The sequence below is a fragment of the Acinetobacter sp. WCHA29 genome, assembly GCF_002165335.1.
GTDB lineage: Bacteria > Pseudomonadota > Gammaproteobacteria > Pseudomonadales > Moraxellaceae > Acinetobacter.
In genome coordinates, this window is sequence record NZ_NHRQ01000005.1 from 113,557 (window position 1) to 135,769 (window position 22,213).

The 22,213-nt window shown below is 39.9% G+C and carries 25 protein-coding genes; 13 read left to right on the plus strand and 12 right to left on the minus strand.

The window, feature by feature from the left end; translation table 11 throughout:
* The first annotated feature begins 72 nt into the window (after positions 1-72).
* A complete protein-coding gene (locus CDG59_RS05740) occupies positions 73-1,896 on the plus strand; it encodes an acyl-CoA dehydrogenase C-terminal domain-containing protein (protein ID WP_087544130.1) in 1,824 nt (607 codons plus the stop codon).
* A gap of 53 nt (positions 1,897-1,949) precedes the next feature.
* Here the strand turns inward: CDG59_RS05740 and CDG59_RS15280 are convergent, their stop codons facing one another.
* A complete protein-coding gene (locus CDG59_RS15280; RefSeq protein ID WP_087544132.1) occupies positions 1,950-2,621 on the minus strand; it encodes a hypothetical protein in 672 nt (223 codons plus the stop codon).
* Positions 2,622-2,967: 346 nt separating this feature from the next.
* Between CDG59_RS15280 and CDG59_RS05750 the strand changes: the two genes are divergently transcribed.
* On the plus strand, positions 2,968-3,237 hold the full coding sequence (locus tag CDG59_RS05750; RefSeq protein ID WP_087544134.1) for a PspC domain-containing protein: 270 nt from the start codon (positions 2,968-2,970) through the stop codon (positions 3,235-3,237).
* A gap of 61 nt (positions 3,238-3,298) precedes the next feature.
* Here CDG59_RS05750 and CDG59_RS05755 read toward each other — a convergent pair whose 3' ends face one another.
* The 4 genes from CDG59_RS05755 to CDG59_RS05770 all read right to left on the minus strand — a co-directional run bounded on the left by CDG59_RS05755 (position 3,299) and on the right by CDG59_RS05770 (position 7,053).
* On the minus strand, positions 3,299-4,411 hold the full coding sequence (locus CDG59_RS05755; RefSeq protein WP_087544136.1) for an HPP family protein: 1,113 nt from the start codon (positions 4,409-4,411) through the stop codon (positions 3,299-3,301).
* A 111-nt stretch (positions 4,412-4,522) separates the two neighbouring features.
* Positions 4,523-4,939: a lysozyme inhibitor LprI family protein gene (locus tag CDG59_RS05760; RefSeq protein WP_087544138.1), complete on the minus strand. Its 417-nt coding sequence runs from the start codon at positions 4,937-4,939 to the stop codon at positions 4,523-4,525.
* Positions 4,940-4,993: 54 nt separating this feature from the next.
* Positions 4,994-5,788 carry a TIGR03915 family putative DNA repair protein gene (locus CDG59_RS05765; RefSeq protein ID WP_087544140.1) on the minus strand — a complete coding sequence of 265 codons (795 nt, stop codon included), beginning with the start codon at positions 5,786-5,788 and terminating at the stop codon, positions 4,994-4,996.
* Between the two features lie 2 nt (positions 5,789-5,790).
* On the minus strand, positions 5,791-7,053 hold the full coding sequence (locus CDG59_RS05770; RefSeq protein ID WP_004964424.1) for a putative DNA modification/repair radical SAM protein: 1,263 nt from the start codon (positions 7,051-7,053) through the stop codon (positions 5,791-5,793).
* A gap of 301 nt (positions 7,054-7,354) precedes the next feature.
* Between CDG59_RS05770 and glyQ the strand changes: the two genes are divergently transcribed.
* Together glyQ and glyS are read left to right on the plus strand one after the other, a co-directional pair.
* Positions 7,355-8,344 (plus strand): glycine--tRNA ligase subunit alpha, encoded by a 990-nt coding sequence (gene glyQ, locus CDG59_RS05775; RefSeq protein WP_004964427.1) that lies wholly within the window; start codon positions 7,355-7,357, stop codon positions 8,342-8,344.
* On the plus strand, positions 8,344-10,413 hold the full coding sequence (gene glyS / locus CDG59_RS05780; protein ID WP_087544142.1) for a glycine--tRNA ligase subunit beta: 2,070 nt from the start codon (positions 8,344-8,346) through the stop codon (positions 10,411-10,413). The genes glyQ and glyS overlap by 1 nt, the downstream gene beginning before the upstream one ends.
* Positions 10,414-10,632: 219 nt before the next feature.
* Here the strand turns inward: glyS and CDG59_RS05785 are convergent, their stop codons facing one another.
* The 3 genes from CDG59_RS05785 to CDG59_RS05795 form a co-directional block, all read right to left on the minus strand.
* The gene (locus tag CDG59_RS05785; RefSeq protein ID WP_087544144.1) at positions 10,633-11,016 is read right to left on the minus strand and encodes a hypothetical protein; all 384 of its coding nucleotides are present in this window, start codon (positions 11,014-11,016) and stop codon (positions 10,633-10,635) included.
* Between the two features lie 198 nt (positions 11,017-11,214).
* Positions 11,215-11,700 (minus strand): hypothetical protein, encoded by a 486-nt coding sequence (locus CDG59_RS05790; protein ID WP_087544146.1) that lies wholly within the window; start codon positions 11,698-11,700, stop codon positions 11,215-11,217.
* Positions 11,701-11,862: 162 nt separating this feature from the next.
* A complete protein-coding gene (locus CDG59_RS05795) occupies positions 11,863-12,183 on the minus strand; it encodes a hypothetical protein (RefSeq protein WP_087544149.1) in 321 nt (106 codons plus the stop codon).
* A 344-nt stretch (positions 12,184-12,527) separates the two neighbouring features.
* Between CDG59_RS05795 and CDG59_RS05800 the strand changes: the two genes are divergently transcribed.
* The 3 genes from CDG59_RS05800 (at position 12,528) to CDG59_RS05810 (ending at position 14,127) form a co-directional block, all read left to right on the plus strand.
* Positions 12,528-12,947 carry a hypothetical protein gene (locus tag CDG59_RS05800; protein WP_087544226.1) on the plus strand — a complete coding sequence of 140 codons (420 nt, stop codon included), beginning with the start codon at positions 12,528-12,530 and terminating at the stop codon, positions 12,945-12,947.
* Positions 12,948-12,983: 36 nt separating this feature from the next.
* Positions 12,984-13,430, plus strand: coding sequence for a hypothetical protein (locus tag CDG59_RS05805; protein WP_087544151.1), 447 nt, complete (start codon positions 12,984-12,986; stop codon positions 13,428-13,430).
* Between the two features lie 154 nt (positions 13,431-13,584).
* Positions 13,585-14,127 carry a hypothetical protein gene (locus tag CDG59_RS05810; protein WP_087544153.1) on the plus strand — a complete coding sequence of 181 codons (543 nt, stop codon included), beginning with the start codon at positions 13,585-13,587 and terminating at the stop codon, positions 14,125-14,127.
* A gap of 58 nt (positions 14,128-14,185) precedes the next feature.
* Here CDG59_RS05810 and CDG59_RS05815 read toward each other — a convergent pair whose 3' ends face one another.
* Entirely contained in the window at positions 14,186-15,460 is a 1,275-nt protein-coding gene (locus CDG59_RS05815) for a hypothetical protein (protein WP_087544155.1), read from the minus strand.
* A gap of 121 nt (positions 15,461-15,581) precedes the next feature.
* On the opposite strand from CDG59_RS05815, the gene CDG59_RS05820 reads away from it, so the two are divergent.
* Together CDG59_RS05820 and CDG59_RS05825 are read left to right on the plus strand one after the other, a co-directional pair.
* Positions 15,582-16,361, plus strand: a complete 780-nt coding sequence (locus tag CDG59_RS05820; RefSeq protein ID WP_087544157.1) for a class I SAM-dependent methyltransferase — start codon at positions 15,582-15,584, stop codon at positions 16,359-16,361.
* 19 nt (positions 16,362-16,380) lie between these two features.
* Complete coding sequence (locus tag CDG59_RS05825; RefSeq protein WP_087544159.1) at positions 16,381-16,956, plus strand: hypothetical protein; 576 nt, start codon at positions 16,381-16,383, stop codon at positions 16,954-16,956.
* A gap of 44 nt (positions 16,957-17,000) precedes the next feature.
* Here CDG59_RS05825 and CDG59_RS05830 read toward each other — a convergent pair whose 3' ends face one another.
* The gene (locus CDG59_RS05830; protein ID WP_087544161.1) at positions 17,001-17,564 is read right to left on the minus strand and encodes a hypothetical protein; all 564 of its coding nucleotides are present in this window, start codon (positions 17,562-17,564) and stop codon (positions 17,001-17,003) included.
* Between the two features lie 169 nt (positions 17,565-17,733).
* On the opposite strand from CDG59_RS05830, the gene CDG59_RS05835 reads away from it, so the two are divergent.
* Positions 17,734-18,357 carry a class I SAM-dependent methyltransferase gene (locus CDG59_RS05835; protein WP_087544163.1) on the plus strand — a complete coding sequence of 208 codons (624 nt, stop codon included), beginning with the start codon at positions 17,734-17,736 and terminating at the stop codon, positions 18,355-18,357.
* A 14-nt stretch (positions 18,358-18,371) separates the two neighbouring features.
* Here CDG59_RS05835 and CDG59_RS05840 read toward each other — a convergent pair whose 3' ends face one another.
* Entirely contained in the window at positions 18,372-18,839 is a 468-nt protein-coding gene (locus CDG59_RS05840) for a Holliday junction resolvase-like protein (protein WP_087544165.1), read from the minus strand.
* 128 nt (positions 18,840-18,967) lie between these two features.
* Here CDG59_RS05840 and CDG59_RS05845 point away from each other — a divergent pair, with 128 nt between their 5' ends.
* Positions 18,968-19,612, plus strand: a complete 645-nt coding sequence (locus CDG59_RS05845) for a ParA family protein (RefSeq protein WP_087544228.1) — start codon at positions 18,968-18,970, stop codon at positions 19,610-19,612.
* A 73-nt stretch (positions 19,613-19,685) separates the two neighbouring features.
* On the opposite strand, the gene CDG59_RS05850 is transcribed toward CDG59_RS05845, so the two are convergent.
* Positions 19,686-20,090, minus strand: a complete 405-nt coding sequence (locus CDG59_RS05850) for a hypothetical protein (RefSeq protein WP_087544167.1) — start codon at positions 20,088-20,090, stop codon at positions 19,686-19,688.
* Between the two features lie 339 nt (positions 20,091-20,429).
* Between CDG59_RS05850 and CDG59_RS05860 the strand changes: the two genes are divergently transcribed.
* Positions 20,430-21,527, plus strand: a complete 1,098-nt coding sequence (locus tag CDG59_RS05860; protein ID WP_087544172.1) for an AI-2E family transporter — start codon at positions 20,430-20,432, stop codon at positions 21,525-21,527.
* Positions 21,528-21,630: 103 nt separating this feature from the next.
* Positions 21,631-22,212, plus strand: coding sequence for a superoxide dismutase family protein (sodC, locus tag CDG59_RS05865; RefSeq protein WP_087544174.1), 582 nt, complete (start codon positions 21,631-21,633; stop codon positions 22,210-22,212).
* The last annotated feature ends 1 nt before the right edge of the window (position 22,213 follow it).

A 22,213-nucleotide genomic window follows, 5' to 3' on the forward strand; every position in this document is an offset into this window, starting at 1 on the left:
TTTATCGCTATTATGAATAATCAAAGTATCGAAACAGATAATCCAAAATGATTCAAATACAGGATTAAGATTATGCCAGCTTATAAAGCCCCTCTCCGCGATATTCGTTTCTTAATGAACGAAATGTTAGATTATCCAGCACATTACCAAACTTTGACAAGTGGTCAAAATGCGGATGCTGAAACCGTTGATATGATTCTTGAAGGTGCGGCAGATTACTGCGAAAACGTACTTTCTCCACTGAACCAATCGGGTGATGAAGAAGGCTGTACCTTTAACAACGGCGAAGTAACAACACCTAAAGGCTTCAAGGAAGCTTATGACCAATTCGTCATGGGTGGCTGGCAAGGTCTTTCTTACCCAGAAGAGTTTGGTGGTCAAGGCCTGCCAATGTCTTTAAACCTCATCAAGTCTGAAATGATGGGTACTGCAAACTGGTCATTCACCATGTACCCTGGTTTAAGTACAGGTTGTATGAACACCATCATCCAGTTCGGTACAGATGAGCAAAAAGCGACTTATATGCCTAAACTGGTTGAAGGTACTTGGTCAGGCACAATGTGCTTAACGGAACCTCAATGTGGTACAGACTTAGGTCAAGTTAAAACTAAAGCTGAACCTGCTGCTGATGGTACTTATAAAATCTCTGGTACTAAAATCTTCATCTCTGCGGGTGAGCATGATTTAACTGAAAACATTATCCACATCGTACTTGCGCGTCTTCCAGACGCACCTGCTGGTACCCGTGGTATTTCTTTATTTATCGTGCCTAAGTTCATCCCAACTGCTGACGGCGGTGTAGGTGAGCGCAATACCGTATCTTGTGGTTCAATCGAACACAAAATGGGTATCCGTGCTTCAGCAACTGCTGTATTGAACTTTGATAATGCAACAGGTTACCTCATCGGTGAAATCAACAAAGGTTTACATGCAATGTTTACCTTCATGAACACTGCACGTATTGGTACAGCTGTTCAAGGTATCGCACACGCTGAACTTTCTTTCCAGGGTGCTTTACCTTATGCGAAAGACCGTATGTCTATGCGTGCACTTTCTGGTAAAAAAGAGCCAGAGCGTGTTGCTGATGCAATCATTCACCACGCAGACGTTCGCCGCATGCTTTTAACTCAAAAAGCTGTAGCTGAAGGTGGTCGTGCAATGATTTATCATGCTGCCAAACTTGCAGATAAAATGGCTGATGCGCTGGCAAGTGGTGATCAAGCTGCTTATGAAGCTGCCGATGACAAACTTGGTTTCTATACTCCAATTCTTAAAGGTTTCTTGACTGAATTAGGTTTGGAAGCTGCAAACCATGGTATCCAAGTATATGGCGGTCATGGTTTCATCAAAGAATGGGGCATGGAACAAATCGCACGTGATGCACGTATCTCAACATTGTATGAAGGTACAACGGGTGTCCAAGCACTTGACTTATTAGGTCGTAAAGTTCTTTTAAGCTCAAAAGGTAAAGTTGTTCGTGACTATACTGCTGAAATCTTAAAATTCTGTGCTGCACATGCTCGCAACAAGTATTTACGTCGCTTCGCTTGGGACTTAACTAAGGTTTGCGCTCAATGGAACACATTAACTGTTCGCATCATGCTTGCAGCACGTAAAGACCGTGACATCGTATCTTCTGCTTCTGCTGATTTCTTGATGTTCTCTGGCTACGTGATGATGGCTTACTTCTGGGCTCAACAGGCAGTGATTGCTTCTGAGAAACTGGAAGCAGGCAACGGCGCTGAAACGCCTGAATTCTATAAAGCAAAAATCAAGGTTGCTGACTTCTACTTTGACCGTTTATTGCCACGTGCACAAGGTCACGCAGAATCAATGGTAACGACTTCACGTACTTTGACTTCACTTGCTCCAGAACACTTCAGCTTCGATTACTAATCGGAACTGACAAAAAAGAGCGCTTGATGCGCTCTTTTTTTATACTCATTTTTCTATTCCGCCTTTTCAAACACATAGGCTTTTTTAGGAAATGGATATTCCTTAAAGAACTTACGGTTGCGGCCCTGATCCCCATTCCAGATTTTATCCAGATCCATCACAAGATTCTGGTCCTGATTGATCCGATAATATAAATTCACATCCACCGCATCACAGCGCACAACGATCTCTTGTTCTGTGGGCTCAACATGCCACTGCACCTGCTTACAGGTTCGCTCTATTTTGGCCATATTGCGCGATGGATCTGAACCCAAACGCCCGAAACTGGTATTGGTCCAATAAACTGAACCATCTTCTAATAAATTTAAGATATATTCCGCTTCTTTTTCATCTTTGACACAACCAGCAAATGCATCAGTACAAGGAATACGAGCATGATAGCGCCCAACATATTGCATATCTTGTTGAGTCGGTTGCGTCATATGTTTAGAAGCAACATGAGGAACTGTTGCTTGTCCAGCAACCTCAGTCAGTGACATTCCTTCACTTGCACTTGTTCGTGCTTGCTCAGCATCTAACATGACTGGAATAGAACTTTCATCACTAGTTGGCTGCGCTTGGTTTGATGTTTTCATTGAATCTGGATGATAGCTATCACAAGCACTCAAGCCCAAACTCAATAAAAATCCTACACTAACATGCTGTAAGAAGAACCTGAACTGCATATCCACAAATCTCTAATATCAACATCGTTGTCACACTTTTTTCAAAAACATCCGATGGTTCTGCAAAATATAGGAAGCATTTGAATATTCGTCTATTCCCTCAAATGGGTAATTATGGCGGACGTAACTTGATGAAATAGCAAATTAACAAAGCAGTATGCTTTAGGTCGGTGCATTTTAGGCGATACTGTCGTTTTTTCCATCAGCCTTTTACACACCGTAACGATTCTCCCATCTGTTTAAACTTTAAAAAAACCAGTTCATCCCTATCTCATTATTAACAGCGACTTATCATGAATGAACCCTCATTCTGTTGCTGTATCAAATATTTTAGGAGAAAAATTAAATGACCAATTCTGGTTTATATCGCTCAAACCGACAAAGCATAATCGCTGGTGTAATGGGCGGTATTGCGGAACGTTTTGGTTGGAATGCAAATTTATTACGCTTGATCTTTGTAGTGATTTCACTCATGAGCGCAGCTTTCCCTGGTATTTTGGTTTACCTGATTTTATGGCTGGTAATTCCGAAACAGCAGACAGCACGTGTTGAACATGTTCAAGGCTATAATCAGCCCGTAAAAACCGTTTATGAAGACCAAAGCATAAAACGTTAATTTCTTTGCCTCTTTTGGTCGCTACGGTTGAATTCCCCCCTAATACAACCGTAGCTTTTTTTTATTCTGATTGAAGCTTTTGACGATTGAGTTGTTGTTGAAGCGCAGCGATCATATCCGCACGACTAATCATGCCAATCAAACGTTGATTTTCCACGACAGGAATATAATTAAAAGATTTTTCTACAAAATAAGGAATAAGATCTTGAATCGGTTGTAGCGGATCAACCGTTACTACGCGATGACTCATAATTTGATGGACATAGTGTTGCCATGAGTTTCTTGGATCTGTTGCACCTTTAAACCACTCCACAACCTCATACAAAGCAAGTGTCCCGACCAAATTATGCTCTGAATTTACTACAGGCAAACTCATTAAATTTACCGCTTTGAATTTATCTAAGGCTTGCTGAATATCATCATCCTCATGTAGCTTAATCACATCACGACTCATAATATCTTGGCAAACAAATGAATGATTCAAACGTTCATTGGCATGCTCTTGTGCCTCTAAAATGATCTTTTCCAAATCATACTGACTAATATCTAATAATTCCGTGTGGTGTGCTAAAGCATGTTTAATATCTTTCGGTTGAATCGAGACTTTTTGTGTCGGTGTCGGGTCTTTGGAACGCTCATTGACATGCGCTGTAATCGGATAATGACGTCCAATCAAACGATTGAAAAAGACAGCAATCAACAAAAGTAAAATTGAGTTGAGTAATACGGGATATAAAATAAAGTGGAATCCTAAACGGTGTACAGCATCACCGCCTAAAACCGCGGTAATCGCCACTGCACCGCTTGGAGGATGCAATGAATCAGTTGTCATCATCATAAAAATGGCTAACCCAACTGCGACACTAAAAGCAGAGGTTAAATCAGGTAATAACTGTGTGCATGTCACACCAATTAAACCAGCCAATATGTTGCCAACCACAACATTCCACGGTTGCGCTAAAGGACTATTCGGAACTGCAAAAAGCAGTACAGAAGAGGCACCCATCGGGGCGATATACCATGCATTCATACCGCCCAATACATACCAACTGATTAAAGAGGATATTGCTAAACCACAAAGCGCGCCAAATCCTGAAAGTAAACGTTCTTTCAAAGGTAATACTTTGTAATTCGGTTTTAAGAAATTTAGCCAGTCTGATTGGGTTAAGCTCACAATGCACCTTGCTGGAATAGTGTTGTTTCATTGGTTGCAGCAGTATACGCCGACTCAGACTGAAGATGTATTTAAATTACAGTTTTAAATAATAACGAAAACTGATCAAGGTTAATTTAAATACTCCTCCAATTGCTCCAATCGCTCTGCATATTTTTGCATGGGGCAAAACTCATACATCGGCGAACCGATATAAGCACCAGCATTACGGCACTCTTGATCGACAAAATTTTTCCAGAGCTGTTGTGATTTCATGATGTCCTGATAGCGTTCAAGCTGCTTGTATTCCTGACTCTGTTTTTTTATTTGATCCAATACCTGCACAATCTGCTTTGCATATAAAGTTTTGGTTCTGGTGCTACAGATCTCCACCACAGCATTATTGATATTCCCCAGTTTTAGCTGTTGAATGGTGTCATCGACACATTGGCTATAAGGATCTATCGCTTTATCTTGCGTTTTGGCAAATACAAAAGTACTCAAACAAGCCATAATCAGTACTGCTGTTTTTAAAACTAATTTCGTCATGAATGTGCTCTTTTGTTATGTTAGTATTTTTAAAATAATAATCAAAAAAATGCCTTAAACATATTTTTCATTCAAATAACGCCAATAGCGTTTAGGCAAATATTGCACATGCAATTTCACATTCTGACGCTCTTTAATATTGATACTATTGAAATAATCTTTCCAAAGCTGATCATATAATTCTTCTTGTTCATCTAATTCTAATTGAAAGTTTTGACTCGTCCCATTTTCAATATTACGGTCAATCTGATGAGCATCTAAAGACACCTCATGAATCTCGTGTAAGTCATAATACAATCCATATTTGCGTTGTTCGTCATAAATCAACCAACGTTGATCTTGATAACGACGCTTAAAATGCGGCTGTATCAAAGGTAATACATTAAAATCAGGTCGAACTAAACTTAAAAATAAACCATCTGTGGTTTTCTTAAACCGCACAAAAGCTTCCATACGATGCTTTTCTCGCCCGACCTTTTTCGTCCATTGCGATATCGCTAAAACACTAGGATGCGAATAATTCTTCTCAACTGAATGTTGATGTCGAAAGACATAGATACAGTAATTAAATAAATGCTGATAGGCATCCAAAGATTCAGATAAATAGGCAAAATAAAATTGTCTCAAAGATGAATGCGACAATTTCTGCTTTAAGGCTGACCAAACACGTGCTGCATGTTGCTCGTGATTTGGAATTTCAACTACCGTGGCAAATAAACCATGCTGTGCGCCTTGGTTTAAACACAATTGCACGTGGAATTCTTTAAATTGAAAAGCACGAAATACGCAGTTGAGTAAACCGACCATAGAGCCATCAAAATAGTAATAAACCACACCATCACTGAGCATGTTTAGAATCCTAAACTCAACTGAGGTGACAGTTGTTTGACGTACTTGGATGAACCCTGCGTTAATATTTGCTGACGAATATCAGTCGTAGAAAGTTCCTTTTGAAACCTTGGACTGTCTTCACAACGAATAAAAAACTGGGCACGTGAATATGCCACACCGAGTTGTTTCAATAAATCAGTATGTATCTTGCCAAAACGACGCGCTTGCACGATTTTCTTAGCTGACTTCACTCCGATGCCTGGTACACGAAGGATCATGCGATAGTCAGCACGATTTAAATCCACTGGAAACTGCTCAGGATGACGCAACGCCCAACTCAGTTTGGGGTCTACATCTAAATCAAGATGTGGGTATTTTTCATTGACGATTTCATTGACTTCAAAACCATAAAAACGCATCAACCAATCACTTTGATAAAGACGATTTTCACGCAACAAAGGTGGTGCTGAACCGACAGCAGGAAGATAATTATTTTCTGTGTTGATTGGAATATAACCTGAGAAATACACCCGTTTCAGTTTAAACTCCTTGTAATGTCGATCTGCCATTACCAACACATCTTGATCGGTTTCTTGATGCGCACCAACCACCATTTGCGTGGTCTGCCCTGCGGGTACATATTTTGGAACATGCTTAATAATTTGACGTTCATCTTTGAGTTGAATTAGTCGATCACGCACTAAGCCTAAGTCTTTTTGTACTTCTTGATGGGATTTTTCAGGAGCAAACGCTTTTAATCCGATCTCAGTTGGCATTTCTAAATTGATGCTCATACGGTCAGCATAAAGTCCTGCTTCATGAATCAGTTCAGGCGATGCTCCAGGAATAGTTTTGAGATGAATATAGCCATTAAAATTTTCCTCTAGACGTAGTTTTTTCACCACTTGAAGCATCCGCTCCATCGTATAGTCTGCGGATTTAAAAATACCTGAGCTAAGGAATAATCCCTCTATATAATTACGACGATAAAAATTAATGGTCAGATCAACCACTTCTTGTACGGTAAATGCAGCACGTTTGACATCATTAGAACGGCGTGACACACAATAAGCACAATCAAAAATACAGACATTACTGAACAAGATTTTCAGCAATGAAACACAGCGCCCATCTTCGGTATAGCTATGGCAAATCCCTGCCCGACTGGCATCACCTAAACCTTTGTCTTTATTTTTACGGTCACTACCACTAGAGGAACAGGACACATCATATTTAGCTGCGTCCGCAAGAATTTGTAATTTTTCACGAATGCGATCAGACATAGCAAACACCTCAGTGACAACATCATTTCAAAGCTAACATTTCATGATTTGAAAATTAAGATTGGTAAAGATGTTATGCGTCATGAGGTGACGTTTATGTGAATGGTCTTCCATTCAGAACTTTGCCAACTGGGAAAATATGTCGGCTATTGGGTCCGTTTTGAATTAACTCGAAAATTAAACAAAAGCGTTTAAATAATTTATTATCAGAACTTGTCGCTGAAACGCTTGAATCCTTTGCACTGCACCCGAAAATCCTTATACTTAACCACAATTTTTGTTTGATTCCAGTGGATGCACCATGAGTCGTGCTATATCGCATATTGATACATTTCAGGGCTTAATTCTTGCCCTACAAAACTATTGGGCGGAGCAAGGCTGCGTCGTATTACAACCATATGATATGGAAATGGGTGCAGGGACATTCCACACTGCAACTTTCTTACGCGCATTAGGTCCAGAAACTTGGAACGCGGCTTATGTTCAACCTTCACGCCGCCCGAAAGATGGTCGTTATGGTGAGAACCCAAACCGCTTACAACACTATTATCAGTTCCAAGTGGTACTTAAGCCAAACCCAGACAATATCCAACAGCTTTATCTTGATTCGTTAAAAGCGATCGGCATCGATACACTGACCCACGATATTCGCTTCGTAGAAGACAACTGGGAATCTCCAACACTAGGCGCTTGGGGCTTAGGTTGGGAAGTTTGGTTAAATGGTATGGAAGTGACTCAGTTCACTTACTTCCAGCAAGTCGGTGGTGTTGAATGCTACCCTGTTACTGGTGAAATCACATACGGTTTAGAACGTCTTGCAATGTACCTTCAAGGTGTAGACTCAGTTTACGATCTTGTTTGGACCAAAGGTCAATTCGGTACAGTCACTTACGGTGATGTATTCCATCAAAATGAAGTGGAACAATCGACCTATAACTTCGAATATGCGCCAGTCGATAAATTATTTGAATTATTCGATTTCTATGAAGCTGAAGCAGCTCGTTTAATGGATGCTGAACTTCCACTTCCTGCTTATGAGCAAGTGATTAAAGCATCGCATAGCTTTAACTTATTAGATGCGCGTGGTGCGATTTCCGTGACTGAGCGTCAACGTTATATTTTACGTGTTCGTACCTTAGCGCGTTCAATCGCTCAAAGTTATGTGGCTGCGCGCGCGAAACTCGGTTTCCCAATGGCAGAACCACATTTACGTGATGAAGTATTAGCACAGTTAAAAGCACAAGTTGAAGCAGAAGCAGCCCAAGCTGAAAAAGCGAAGGAGAATAAATAATGACAAAGCATACTGTTTTATTCGAACTTGGCTGTGAAGAACTTCCACCAAAAAGCTTAAAAACTTTACGTGATGCCTTAAAAGCTGAAACGGAAAAAGGCTTAAAAGATGCAGGCTTAAATTTTGCTGCGATCGAAGCTTATGCTGCTCCACGTCGTTTAGCGCTCAAAATTGTTGATATTGATGCTGCTCAAGCAGACACACAAAAACGTTTTGACGGCCCTGCTGTTCAAGCCGCTTATGATGCAGAAGGCAAACCAACTAAAGCACTTGAAGGCTTTATGCGTGGTCAAGGCATTACGGTTGATCAGCTTTCGACGTTCCAAGCAGGCAAAGTTGAAAAAGTTTGCTTTTTGAAAGATGTGAAAGGTCAAAGCCTTGATGCTTTACTGCCACAAATTTTACAAACTGCATTAGACAACTTACCGATCGCAAAACGTATGCGTTCAGCAGCAAGTCGTACTGAATTCGTGCGTCCAGTAAAATGGGTCGTATTGTTGAAAGATGATCAAGTGGTTGAAGCAATCATTCAAGATCATAAAGCAGGTAATGTGACTTATGGTCACCGTTTCCATGCACCTGAAGCCGTGACTTTGGCGCATGCAAATGACTACCTTGCTGCTTTAGAAAAAGCTTACGTTGTTGCGAACTTTGAAAAGCGTCAAGCAACGATTCAAGATCAAGTGAAACAGTTAGCTGATGAAGTTAATGCAACTGCGATTGTCCCAGCAGACTTACTTGATGAAGTCACCAGCTTGGTTGAATGGCCTGTTGCATTACGTGCAACTTTTGAAGAGCGTTATTTAGCTGTTCCTCAAGAAGCATTGATTACCACAATGCAGGACAACCAAAAGTATTTCTGTTTGATCAATGCTGAAGGTAAATTACAGCCTTACTTCATTACTATTTCAAATATTGAGTCGAAAGATCCGATTCAAATTATTGAAGGCAATGAAAAAGTTGTACGCCCTCGTTTGTCGGATGCAGAATTCTTCTTCCTACAAGATCAAAAGCAACCGCTTGCATCTCGTAAAGAAAAACTCGCGAATATGGTGTTCCAAGCGCAATTGGGTACGCTTTGGAACAAATCAGAACGTATTGCGAAATTAGCCGTTGCCTTGTCACCAATTACAGGTGCAAATGCAGTCGATGCTGAAAAAGCAGCGTTACTGGCTAAATGTGATTTGACCTCTGAACTTGTAGGTGAATTCCCTGAACTTCAAGGGATTGCAGGCACGTATTATGCTCGCCTTGAAGGTGAGAATCATGAAGTTGCTGAAGCTTTAGGTGAGCAATACTTACCTAAGTTTGCGGGTGATGTATTACCACAAACCAAGACTGGTACAACGATTGCGCTTGCAGATCGTTTAGACACGCTGGTTGGTATTTTTGGTATTGGTCAAGCACCAACAGGTTCGAAAGACCCATTTGCATTACGTCGTTCTGCAATCGGTATCTTACGTTTGATCATTGAAAATGAACTCGATGTCACGATTGAAGAACTGGTTAACTTTGCGCTTCAAGGTTATGGTGACGTGGTTAAAGATCATGACAAGACGCGTGCGGATGCCGTTGCGTTCCTTGAAGGTCGTTACCGTGCTAAGTATGAAGACCAAGGCGTAGCAGTTGATGTGATTCAAGCGGTTCAAGCACTTGCTCCAAAATCTCCTCTTGATTTTGATAAGCGTGTGACTGCGGTCAATCATTTCCGTACTTTACCAGAAGCGGCTGCATTAGCTGCGGCTAATAAGCGTGTTGCCAATATTCTTGCGAAAGAAGCAACACCTGAAGGTGCTGTGGTTGAAGCGAATCTCGTTGAAGCGGCTGAAAAAGCGCTTTATGCAGAGTTATCAGCTTTAACACCAGTGGTTCAGCCTTTACTTGCTGCGCGTAACTACACAGAAGCCTTGTCTAAGCTTGCTGCGCTTCGTGCACCAATTGATGCCTTCTTTGAAGGTGTAATGGTCATGGCAGATGATGCAGAGTTAAAAGCCAACCGTTTACGTTTATTGGCTCAGTTGCGTGATTTGTTCACGGCGATTGCAGATGTAAGTGTATTGCAGGGTTAAGTATTTATAATACTTGATCTTTCAAATAGACCCCGCTATACAATAGCGGGGTCTATTTCATTGAGTAATCATCAGCCAAATTTTAATAAAAATTTCCATTCTGTGATTCATCTGAATATATTACTGGTACTTAACGTTGGAAATCAGACATCCCTCGGCTAGAACGATTTACTAGGAGGCTGGGACCTTGTCCTTGTTGAAGTGCCAGTAGCCTCTGCTTTAACCAACCCACGGCTTGATGATTTGCCCATTCCAAGGAAGGAAAGCGTAGCCAGAAGAAGCATCTTGCAACGCACCTTGAACTTCCATCAGCGTATTGATTTCATCAAGTGCCATTTCTAGATCATCAATGGTTACCTCAAACCGAGCATCGCACAGACTGATGCTTTGTTCATATTCAGTTCCTTCAGCAATCTCTTGGGCCTCTTTGATAACGTGAGGCTCCCGAACCAGAACTATTTGAAATTTCGAAGAGCCGGAACGCTCCACCATCAAAGAGTTTCCATTCTGATGAACTTGCAGGTTGTACGCTCTCAGTTCTTGTTCTGCTCGCTCGAGGGTACAGCTGTCACTACGAAAGAGGATAAGGCACGATCCTTTCATTGGATACTCCAAAGAAGCCAAACTAAAAGCTTAACAGGCAATGCCCCGCAACAAAATCGAAATGTGCAAAGTTGCCAAAATAATCAAAAATTGCCCCGTAATTGGCTGGGGCATTGTCCTTGTTGAAGTGCGAGTTAGGCACTACACAACACAAAAAATTCTAAATTTAAAAACACTTGATATTTTAATAAGCAAAATTTATACATCTAATTCAAAGTTATTTTCTGAAATCCTTTTGATACAAATAGCATAGCAATCAGGTAAAGATGGTAGCTCCATTGTTATAGGATTTTCTTCCCAATAATCATCTTCTTTGTAAATAATATATTCATTATTGAAATCATGATTTTCTGCAATGTAATAACTGGGATACGTTTCGTACAAATTAAAATGTATTGAATAAACATCTAAGCGAAATCCTGACTTTCCACTTTTATCCTGAATTGCCCAATAATCTGGAATTTCACTCCGAGAAACAATCTCTGCAAATTTAACAGCACTTTCAATATCATTCCAAGCTTCCGTTACAACTTCTTGTGCTGCAATAAGATATTTTGTTGGCTGTTCATTTTTTGGATGTTGCACATATATCAATCGTCGCCCAAACTGGAACTCACATTGCGAAATATATTCATTTACATCCCAATGCCCAAGCATAGATTTCAAAAGAATATTAACAACCATTTTGATAACTATCTCACTGCCTAACTAAAAACTTAACAGGCAATGCCCCGCAACAAAATTAACATATGCAAGGTTGCCAAAATAATCAAAAATTGCCCCGTAATTGGCTGGGTGCATGTCGCACTTGAGCAAGAATTAGGCTTTTAATCTAGTTTTAAACTACTAAAATGCCCTTTCAAATCTTTCTTTAACACCACAATATAATGCCTGATATGCACTTTTGTAGATATTTAAATCTTCATGCGTGAAATCAGCATAATCGCTCTCCTGAGCAGAAATTCTAGTCATATTTGCAAGCATTAAAAAAATTAAATACCCATCAACACCATTTGGGAATTTGTTAATACTTCCATACTCTTTTGCTACTTTTAACAATTCAGACATATATTTTTCTAGGTCGCTAATATTAAATTCCGCAACAGAAGATTGATTTGGATAGTTTTCTATAAACTTATCAATATCAATTTTTATTAGAGTATCCATTTGAAGCCTCAATAGCCTTATACAGCAGAAGTAACACATAAGATTCCAAATCCTGCTGCATAAGACACCCAATTAATTAAAAATTAAATAAAATTTATTGATTTGTGTTGAATGAAAATTATCATGAGGAAAACAAGGCGTCAACGATCATAAAATGTCAGATTACCCCCTATCTTCTTGATTTGATGAAGCAGCGAATACGCTAAAGACTTAAGAGCTATAAACTGAATAGGCATAAATTTTACGCACTGTATTGATTTCACATCACCTACATTCTTTTCTTGAACTTGGCGATAAGCTATAAAACTTGAATTGCAACATTATTGCCAAAAGGATAAAAGATGATGAAAAAAATACCTGTACTGTGTTTTGCGACTGCACTGATCGCATCGTCTTCTCTCTGGGCAGCCGAAACAAATACAACTACGACGAATGCAAATACTGCAACGGCTGAAAAAACACTTCCTTATGGTGATAACCCTAGCCTTGGTCGCGTATTGCTATATAAAACAGGCAAAGGCATGCAAAACCTAGGTGAATCCATCCAAGGTGCATCTGAAAACACCTCACAAAAAATGAGTGAGAGGTGGAAAAACACCAAAGAATATACCGCTGAACAATCTGAAATCGTTCAGGAACAAACGCAAAAAGCCAAACAATACACTGCTAAAAAATGGCAAGACACCAAAGATGCTGTAGTAGGTACAAATAATGGAAATGTGCCAATCGAACGAGCTGAACTTAGTCAACCCTCATCAAATTAATACGATTGAACAAAATTTATAGGAATGAATGAAACAATGACAGTTATGCCTTTTAAAACCATTTTGCTTTGTTTAGTCAGTAGTATTGGCTTTACTGCGTGTTCAACGCTCTCTTCTCAAACCGAGCAGCCTTTACAGCAACTGCAACTGGTTCAGAACATTGATGCCCTACCCAATACCAAGACCAATGCGGCATCCTTAAATAAATACAAGAATCATTGCATGATCCAATTTACAGGTTATTTTGATGGTGGGCAGAGTACGGAATCATGGGAATTTAAAGGCAATCAGTTGAGTCGGGCTTTTTCTGAGACCTATCAATATGTGCCGAATCGTTTGTTCAATGCGGCCACTGAAAAACCTGTATTAGATCAGAAAACGCGAAAAACCACAGTATTTGACATTCAGAAACCTGAGGTAAAACATAACTTTGACAAGTTAAAAAGCTACTTTAACCAAACCGTTTTGGACCAATGTAGCTAAGTTTGCCATCTCCACAATTTCTATCCAAAGTGTTTTTAAGCTGTAATCTGGTTGTAAAGTTTTGCTGAAATGCATACATTTCTGCTTTTTGCCCGCTATGATGCAGTTGCGTTGATGAAGTACCCCAAACGGTACATCGCTTAAGGAAATCGCAATGAAGAAAATGATCAAAACAGCTATCGTGACAACAAGTATTCTCGCTTCTGCCTCTATTTTTGCACAAAATGTTGGGGTCAATGCCAATGGCTCAGCTCAGGTTAATGTCCAGTCTGGTGGCTTGATTAGCGGTGTTGCAGGTGCGGTCAAAAATTCTGCTCAGGGCGTAGGTCATGCAGCACATCATGTTGGCCATGCTGCTGTACACACAGGTGTAAATATGGGTTCACAGGTGGTAGACAAAACCACGAAAGTGGTTAAAAACACTAAGGATTATGCGGTAGAGAAAGCTGCTGATGGCAAGGAGTTTGCTGCTGAAAAAAGAGCAGAAGCAAAAAAACGTCATCAGCAACATCAGGCTGAGCAAAAGTCGATTGGCCTGAATACCCAAGCAGGCGTTAACGTTGGAAACTCATCCATTCAGGCACAAACGGGCTTGAATGCAGACAGGAAACAGGCTCAGGCAGGTGCAAATGTTGGCGTGAAAGTATTAGGTGTGAATGCGAATGTAAATACCAATGCAAAAGTGGGTACAAACTAATTTTCGAACCCATCGTAAAAAGCCCTTTGCTTAAGCAAAGGGCTTTTGATTATGTGATTTAATCTATCAATCGTAGTTTGGTCTGCTCATCTGCATGATCTTCAATAAAATGTCCCTGCCCATGATCATCACAACTCAAGGTCAAGTTTTTATAACTGAGTTGATAAAATTCAGGATAGCGTTTAAAAATCAATAAAGACTGATCCAAAGCCAAAGCTTCACCGACTTTAACTAATTTATGAATCCCACGATCATTCATCGTCAAAACATAAGATTCTGCATTTAACTCAAGTTCAACAACAGCATTCGCACTAGCTTTCAATGGCAACAGATATTGTTGATTCGCCTGAATTGCTTCAGCGTTATAAGCCTCTAGCTTTAAGCTAACTAAATTAAAAACTAACCATGTATTTTGAATCGTGCGAATGGTCGGCACTGAGCTGTCCATCTGTTGCATAAAATGCGGATGAATACCTAACTTCCGTAAATTTTGCTCAGTACTCTGTTGTAGATTAAATAATTGTTGAACCAATTTTTGCTTAAGAACAGCATCAAAATAACGTTCATCTAATTCAAAATTGTTATTTTGCAAGATTCGCAATAAAGCCTGATGATGTCTACTCAATAATGCATCTAGTACATGGCGATAGTAGAACTTACTTTGCTTTTTAACCTCTCGAACACGCTTATAAAAATAAGTAATCTCAAAAGGTTGCTCAATAAAATCATTGAGTAATTGCGAACTTGCCAAAACCGAGAGTGCTTCATGTCCTGTAAAAGGCAAATGAATCACATGCATCTTTGGTAATAAGGGCTGTATTTTTAAGAAATGTTCTTTATCTTCTGCATAATATGGATCATAGACAATGATGTATTCACGAGATGAATCCACTTCATCTGCCTGAATCTGCATATTTTGATGAATAGATGCATCAAAAAATTCTGCAAAACGGCGATCATGAACCACATCAGGGTCTATCGAATATTGTGGTACAAAAGCAACGATTTTATGCATATTCAATAAATTAGAATATTTAATCGCAGCATAGCCCCCCATTGATCCACCATAACCCACAATCTGCTCAAACTGTTGTAAGGTCGGTTGAATCTGTCGCTGCATCTCAAGCATGCTGCTTTTAGGAAACCAAGATTTTTGCTTCGGCATAATGCCAATCACATTGTATTGATATTTTATGAGTGATTTTTCAGCATTAATTGACATTCCTTTGGCACGACTAATCAAATCGCCAAACGAAACCACTAAAGTGTCACTTGAACCTTTTAAAAAAATAACGCGAATATGTTCATCTTCAAATATTATTTGCTTATCCATGCTCACACTGAAAAATTAATCCTAGGCTTGTCGCAAAAAGCCATCAAATGATATCTTTGCCAAACCCTATTTGCGGAGTATCTTATTTTATAGAGATAAGACAGATTAAAAAGCGCAAAAAATGACACAATCCTTACATCCTTCGGCTCAAAAAGGCTTTAGTTTAGGGGCTGAACTGTATCAACAAGTTCGTCCCAGTTACCCACCAGAAATCGTCGTTTGGCTGCAAGATCAGCTCAAAGTCGGTGAAAATTCCACTGTTATTGACCTCGGTTCAGGGACTGGCAAATTCTTACCTTTCCTGCTTCAGACACAGGCAAAAGTGATTGCGGTTGAACCTGTGACAGCGATGCGAGAACAACTGGAGCAACGCTATAACACAGTCGAATGTCTACAAACTTCAAGCGATCAACTTCTGGTGAAGGATGAATCCATTAACGCCATTATTTGTGCCCAATCTTTTCACTGGTTCTCAAATATCGAAACGCTCAAGGAAATGTATCGGGTATTAATTCCTACGGGGCATGTTGGACTGCTTTGGAATCAACGTGATATTACTGTTGACTGGGTCAAAGCGTTGGCCGATGAAATCGTACCATTTGAAGCAGATACACCACGTTATCATAGTGAGAAATGGAAACAGGTTTTTGAGCAACAACAGCTCTTTCAATTCAACGGTCTTCAGACCTTTCAACTCAAACATACAGGCACAGTAGAACAAGTGGTCAGCAAACGCTTACTTTCCACGAGTTTTATTGCAGCAATGCCAGAACATCAACAACAGCAATTAAAAGCAAGATTTGAACAAATTGTATTTGATTTTACAGGCCAAACTGCTCAAGATCAGATTGATTTTCCTTATACAACCTTTGCCTACCATTTCCAAAAAATAGCAAAGTAACAATAAATCAGGTGTTTCTATGACCTTTAAATTTAAAACCACGATTGCACTCAGTTGCTTGATCAGCTCTACACTATTACTGAGTGCTTGTAACAAAGATCCTAAAGCACCCTCTCAGCAAGAACAGCAAACTCAAAATTCTAATGATGCCATTGGTCAGCTTAAGCAAATCCCGATTAAGCAGTTCCCTACAACGGCTGACGATGCGCATGATATTGCGATTTTAGATGACTATGACCGTCGTTTTACCGAAATGAGCGACAGCATGGAAATAGAGCTGGCAAAGATGAAAGAAGCAAATACGCTCACTCCAGCGTTTGAACAGCAACGCCAAACAGATAATGTTCAATCGGCATTGAATATGCTGAAAGAGTTAGAACTCAAAACAGAACAAGGTCGATATATTCAAGGACTTTTATATGAATACTGGGATAATCAAGCCAAAGTACTTGAGCAAAGTACCTTAGCGAGTACCATAGAAAATACTGATACGGCCAAACAAGTTGATCATTTAAATGAATATCTACATGCGCAAAGCCAACTACACCATTGGAAAAGTTCTCAACCAACAGAAACTAAAAAGGCGAGCGAGTGATATAAAAAATTGAGGGTCATACGACCCTCTCTTGTTCAACAAGATTAGATTTTTTGTTTTTCTATCCACTGAATTGAATTAACACGGAATAACTCACAAGCACCATCACCCGTATCCGTAGGTGTTAAAGAAGATCGCCAAACCAAATCTTTATCCCGAATCTCAACCAACTCACCTTTCAACTGCACCAAATCCCCACGCTTCACTTGTTTGATTTGCTGGGCAATTTCAGGATTTGCGGGAATAATATGCATATTGGAAACCATTTGCATGGCTTGATTTGCAGGAACAGGTAGCTTATCTATTTTCCAATTCAAATAGCGGTCATATTGATTTACTGAGATTTTACGTGCGATCTCGGGCTTGGCAAACAAACCCCAACTCACGGCATAATCAATCGGAGAAAATTTTGCTTGTTCGTCATCTTGGTACATTTTAGAACCAAGAATACGGAAGTTGCCATAAAAAGGCTGTAACACCGAAATAGACTGATCCTTTGCGATCGGCGATAAACCATTGGCAATGTTATATTCTATTCCGCTGGTCGATGCATGTGTCTGCCCAAGCATAACCACCATGCCTAAACTCATCCATAGACGTTTTTTCATGGCTCATCACCCTCAAAATCTAACTAAATTCTTAGAAAAGCGTATCTCTTCATAGTATGCTTAGACGATGAAAAAAATTACTTTTTTTAGTAACAATCAAACTTACTTTAGTCATATTTTTGTGGCTTTGTTACTGATTTCTCTAATCTGAATCAACGAATGGATCTCTATGATTTATCAATTCTATCAACGTCGAGTTTTCCCACATTTACTCAATCAAGTCATGCAGACTGCAAGTTTGATGGATAAGCGTCGTGAATTATTGGTTCCTATCGAAGGTGAAGTCCTCGAAATAGGTTTTGGTACAGGTTTAAATATTCCTTTCTATGGCAATGTTGACTCACTTTATGCTTTGGAACCCAATCCAGACATTTATCATCTTGCCGTTGAACGAGTTCAGCATGCGCCTTTTTATATTAAGCATGTACAATCCAGCGCAGAAAAACTTCAATTTGCCGATGCAAGTTTAGATCATATTGTTTCCACATGGACTCTCTGTAGTATTCCAAAACTTGATGTCGCCTTAGCAGAAATTTATCGAGTATTGAAACCTACAGGCACCTTTCATTTAATTGAGCATGTGAAACATCCTGACTCGATCAAATTACAATCCTTACAGACCCTACTCACTCCGCTACAAAAAAGGATTGGAGATGGATGCCATCTCAATCGCGATATTGAACGACACCTTGCACAAGCTAAATTTAAATTTCTTGAAAAAGAATATTTTGATGCAGATGGTATTCCTGCGATTGCACAAAAAATGCTATTGGCTCGCGTGCAAAAGTTATAAATTCAAAGCAATCATTAATTTTCAAAATCAATTCTTAGCGTTTCAAAACGAATACGTCCTTGACGTACTGCTTGAGCAATTGCCTGCTGTCCTTTGCTCAAGCGCGCACCGCCACTTTTAATATCAAGTAGAATCACTTCAATATCGTCTGCAGTCCCATCACCATCACGAAAATCGGTATAGCCATCAAAAACCACGTAATCGACAGGATCACCGAGAAATTTTGCATCACTGGGTAAATACTGAAATTCAGGTAAAATCGGTGCAAACTGTTCTGCCATTTTTCCTTTTAACACCGCACGACTGGTATTTACACTACGTTTCTGTGCATCTAGCAAAGCTTGCTTATGTTCTAATTCTAATTCAGCAATATATTTTTCATATTCCGCCTGAATACGACCATTTCGCGTATTGGACAAAATCAGCGTGGTAATCACAACACCAATACAACCACCAATTAACATTGCAAGCCAAACTGACATAAAACTTTCCTTTTTCTGAATCTGCTATTTAACTGCAACATTAAACTTTTGTCATGTGTCACACACTCTACTGAAAAAGATGCTAAGGTATAGTTGAATACAAAATGCTTGTTAAAAAATCTAATTTCATGAAAACCATATTAATTGCAAATCAAAAAGGTGGCTGTGGTAAAACCATGACAGCCATTACGCTTGCCGCAGCACTGTCACAAAAGGGCTATAAAGTTGCGTTGGCTGATGCTGATAACCAAAAATCATCATTACAATGGTTAAAACAACGCCCTGAAACTGTTGCTGCCATTCAAAGCCTCGACTGGAGGCATGAGAAATCAATTGGTGATGCACCTAAACATCTCGATTATTTAATCATTGATGCGCCTGGTGCACTGTCAGGTGAGCATGCAGAACAACTGGTCAGCGAAGCCCATGCGATTGTGACCCCTTTACAGCCCTCGTTCTTTGATATTGATAGTACGCGTCGGTTCCTAAAACATTTACAAGACATCAAACGAATACGTAAAGGAAAAGTACAAATTCTGTTGATTGCCAATCGCGTGAAAGCGAATAGCTCTAGTTCAAAAGACATTCAAGACTTCTTTAAGAAGATTGAACAAGAGCCTGTCGCATGGATTTCAGAACGTAGTGCTTATGGCACGTTGGCTATGCGAGGTTTAAGTATTTTTGATAAACCACAGAAAAATTTTGTGAATATTCAAAGCCAATGGCAACCCGTTCTGAATCAGTTAGTCGATGATCCAAGTGAATGGTTTTAAGCCGCCTTGCTCCATTAGCAGGATGGAACAAGGCATGAGGCCATTGATGTAACTGCATTAATAAAACTTATCTTTATTTAGGTTCAATGAAAGGTGCGGGATTTTGGCTAGGTTGGTCTGTGTCATCACCCTCATCTTTCAGGTTATGCCTCATTTCATCACTATCGAGGTTTTCCATAGCTTTACGAATGGTCTCGTTACCGTGACTGCCATCATTTGACTGGATTGCCTGTTCACGTTCCGCACCTTGCTCCTGTAGTGCATTTTCAGGATTTTTAGGAATATCTTCCCTTTCTATAGCCTGCTGTAATTGATCACTGTCCGTCAGTCCTTCCACTTGCTGATAACTGAGTTTATCATCGTTCAAGAGGGTAGCCACTGCGCTTTCGGCTTGTGTACCATTGCTGTTATTCGGTTGTGAATGATGGTCCTGACCTGTTTTTGGAGAGGTATTGTCCTGATTGTTTGAATGTGTCATCGAACTGCTCCTTAAATTCACTTTATGGATGTGTGATGAATTCAATATAACAATACGCTTTGTAACTCTTTGCCAACTCTTGTATTAAACTCGATAGCAAATGTTGCTATGGTAAGTTGCTGTATTGCAGTCTTAAAAGTTTCGTAAATGCTGAGATATACATATTGCCGATCACGGGCCACTCCATTGAAAATAATCGGCTGGCTGAAACATGCCAGCGGTTTAGCCCCTGATTCCATTTAGAGATTTCAACGTGAAATTACTGAATGAAAATTTTACTGGACGCATTTTTCAGTTAATATGATTTTATTCAACTTTTAGCCCTAGAGACGGAAGCTTGTGCAACAATACGCTCCCACATTACAACGTGTTTTATTGTTTGGACTGTTCTTTGTCTTAATGTATTTGGGATTCAGCATTCTCAAATACTTTATCGTCCCTGTTCTTTGGGCAGCGATTATTGCTTATATGACATGGCCTGTTTATTTATGGGTACAACGTCGCTTTTTCGGTGAAAATCGACCAACGCTAAATGCAACGATCATGATTACGTTGGTCATTTTAGTGATTGGGGTTCCCTTTGTTTGTGCCATTTTCATGCTGCAACTCGAAGGCCGAAATTTATATTTTAATTTACAAAAACAATTATTTTCAGGTCATATTCAAGTCCCCGAATTTATAAAAACACTTCCGATTGTTGGTAAAGATATCAGTCGTACAGTCAATGAATTAAGTGCCGATCCGAATAGTATTGCGAAGAATGTTGCCGAATGGATACAAGGTCATTTGAGCTATGGCCGTTTTGTACTGAGCGAGATTAGTCGGAATTTAGTTAAACTGACCTTTGCCATCATGACGTTGTTCTTTTTCTATCGTGATGGGCAAATGATTTTATCTCAGGTGAGCCGCGCCTTAGAAAAGATCATTGGTCCTCGCGTACATCATTATCTAGAAACCATTTCAGAAACAACACGCGCTGTAGTGTATGGCGTGGGATTAACTGCTGTGGCACAAGCCATTTTAGCAGGTCTCAGTTACTTTGTAGCAGGTGTTCCTAACCCAATGCTACTCACCATGGTAACGTTTATTTTGGCCTTAATTCCATTTGGAACTCCCATCTCCTATTTGGGGGTTGGTTTATGGCTATTTGCTCAAGGCCAAACTGTCGAAGCCATTGGTGTGATTACATGGGGTGTCTTGATTGTAAGTAGTTCAGATAATGTGATTCGACCTTTAGTTATCTCAGGCGCAACTCAAATTCCATTCATTTTAATTATGTTTGGTGTGCTAGGAGGAATCGCAAGTTTTGGATTAGTGGGCTTATTTATTGGTCCAGTCATCTTAGCTATTTTATTGGCAATCTGGCGTGAATGGCTGCATGAGAATGTTCAGGAGCCAATCGCTGCCATTGAAGCGCCACCTGAAACAAAGTCGTAATCTATTTACACGATTTACCATTTAATCTTACTGACAACTTGCGAGTTATCCCATACTTTATTTGAATCAAACAAATAAAGCTGATAGATAAGGATAATTTGCAATGACTTCAATGATTCAAAAGTTTTCCCTACTGAGTTGCCTCGGCCTAAGTATCGCCGCCTGTTCATCGGTTAATCTGGATAACAACGCAGATAAAATCCAGACACAGCCAACGACAACAGATCAGAAACAACTCATACAAGTTTACCAAGTCGATGCCAAAGGTGTAGGTGCATCCATTGGAACAGTAACATTTAAACAAACAGCAAAAGGTTTATTAATTACCCCCGCGCTTGGAAAACTTTCCCCAGGTGAACATGGTTTTCATATCCATGAAAACGGCTCATGTGAAGCAGCATTAAAGGATGGCAAAATGGGAGCCGCCCTTGCTGCTGGTAGTCACTTCAACCCAGAGAAAGTTGCCCATCACGGTACGCCACTGGATGGACATTTAGGTGATCTACCAGCTCTAACCGTGAATGACAAGGGTTTTGCAACAACGCCTGTGCTTGCCCCACGCCTGAAACTTACCGATATTCAGGGTCGGGCAATCATGATTCACGCAGGTGGCGATAACTATTCAGATTCACCTAAGCCTTTGGGCGGTGGCGGAGATCGGGTTGCCTGTGGTGTGATTAAGTAAA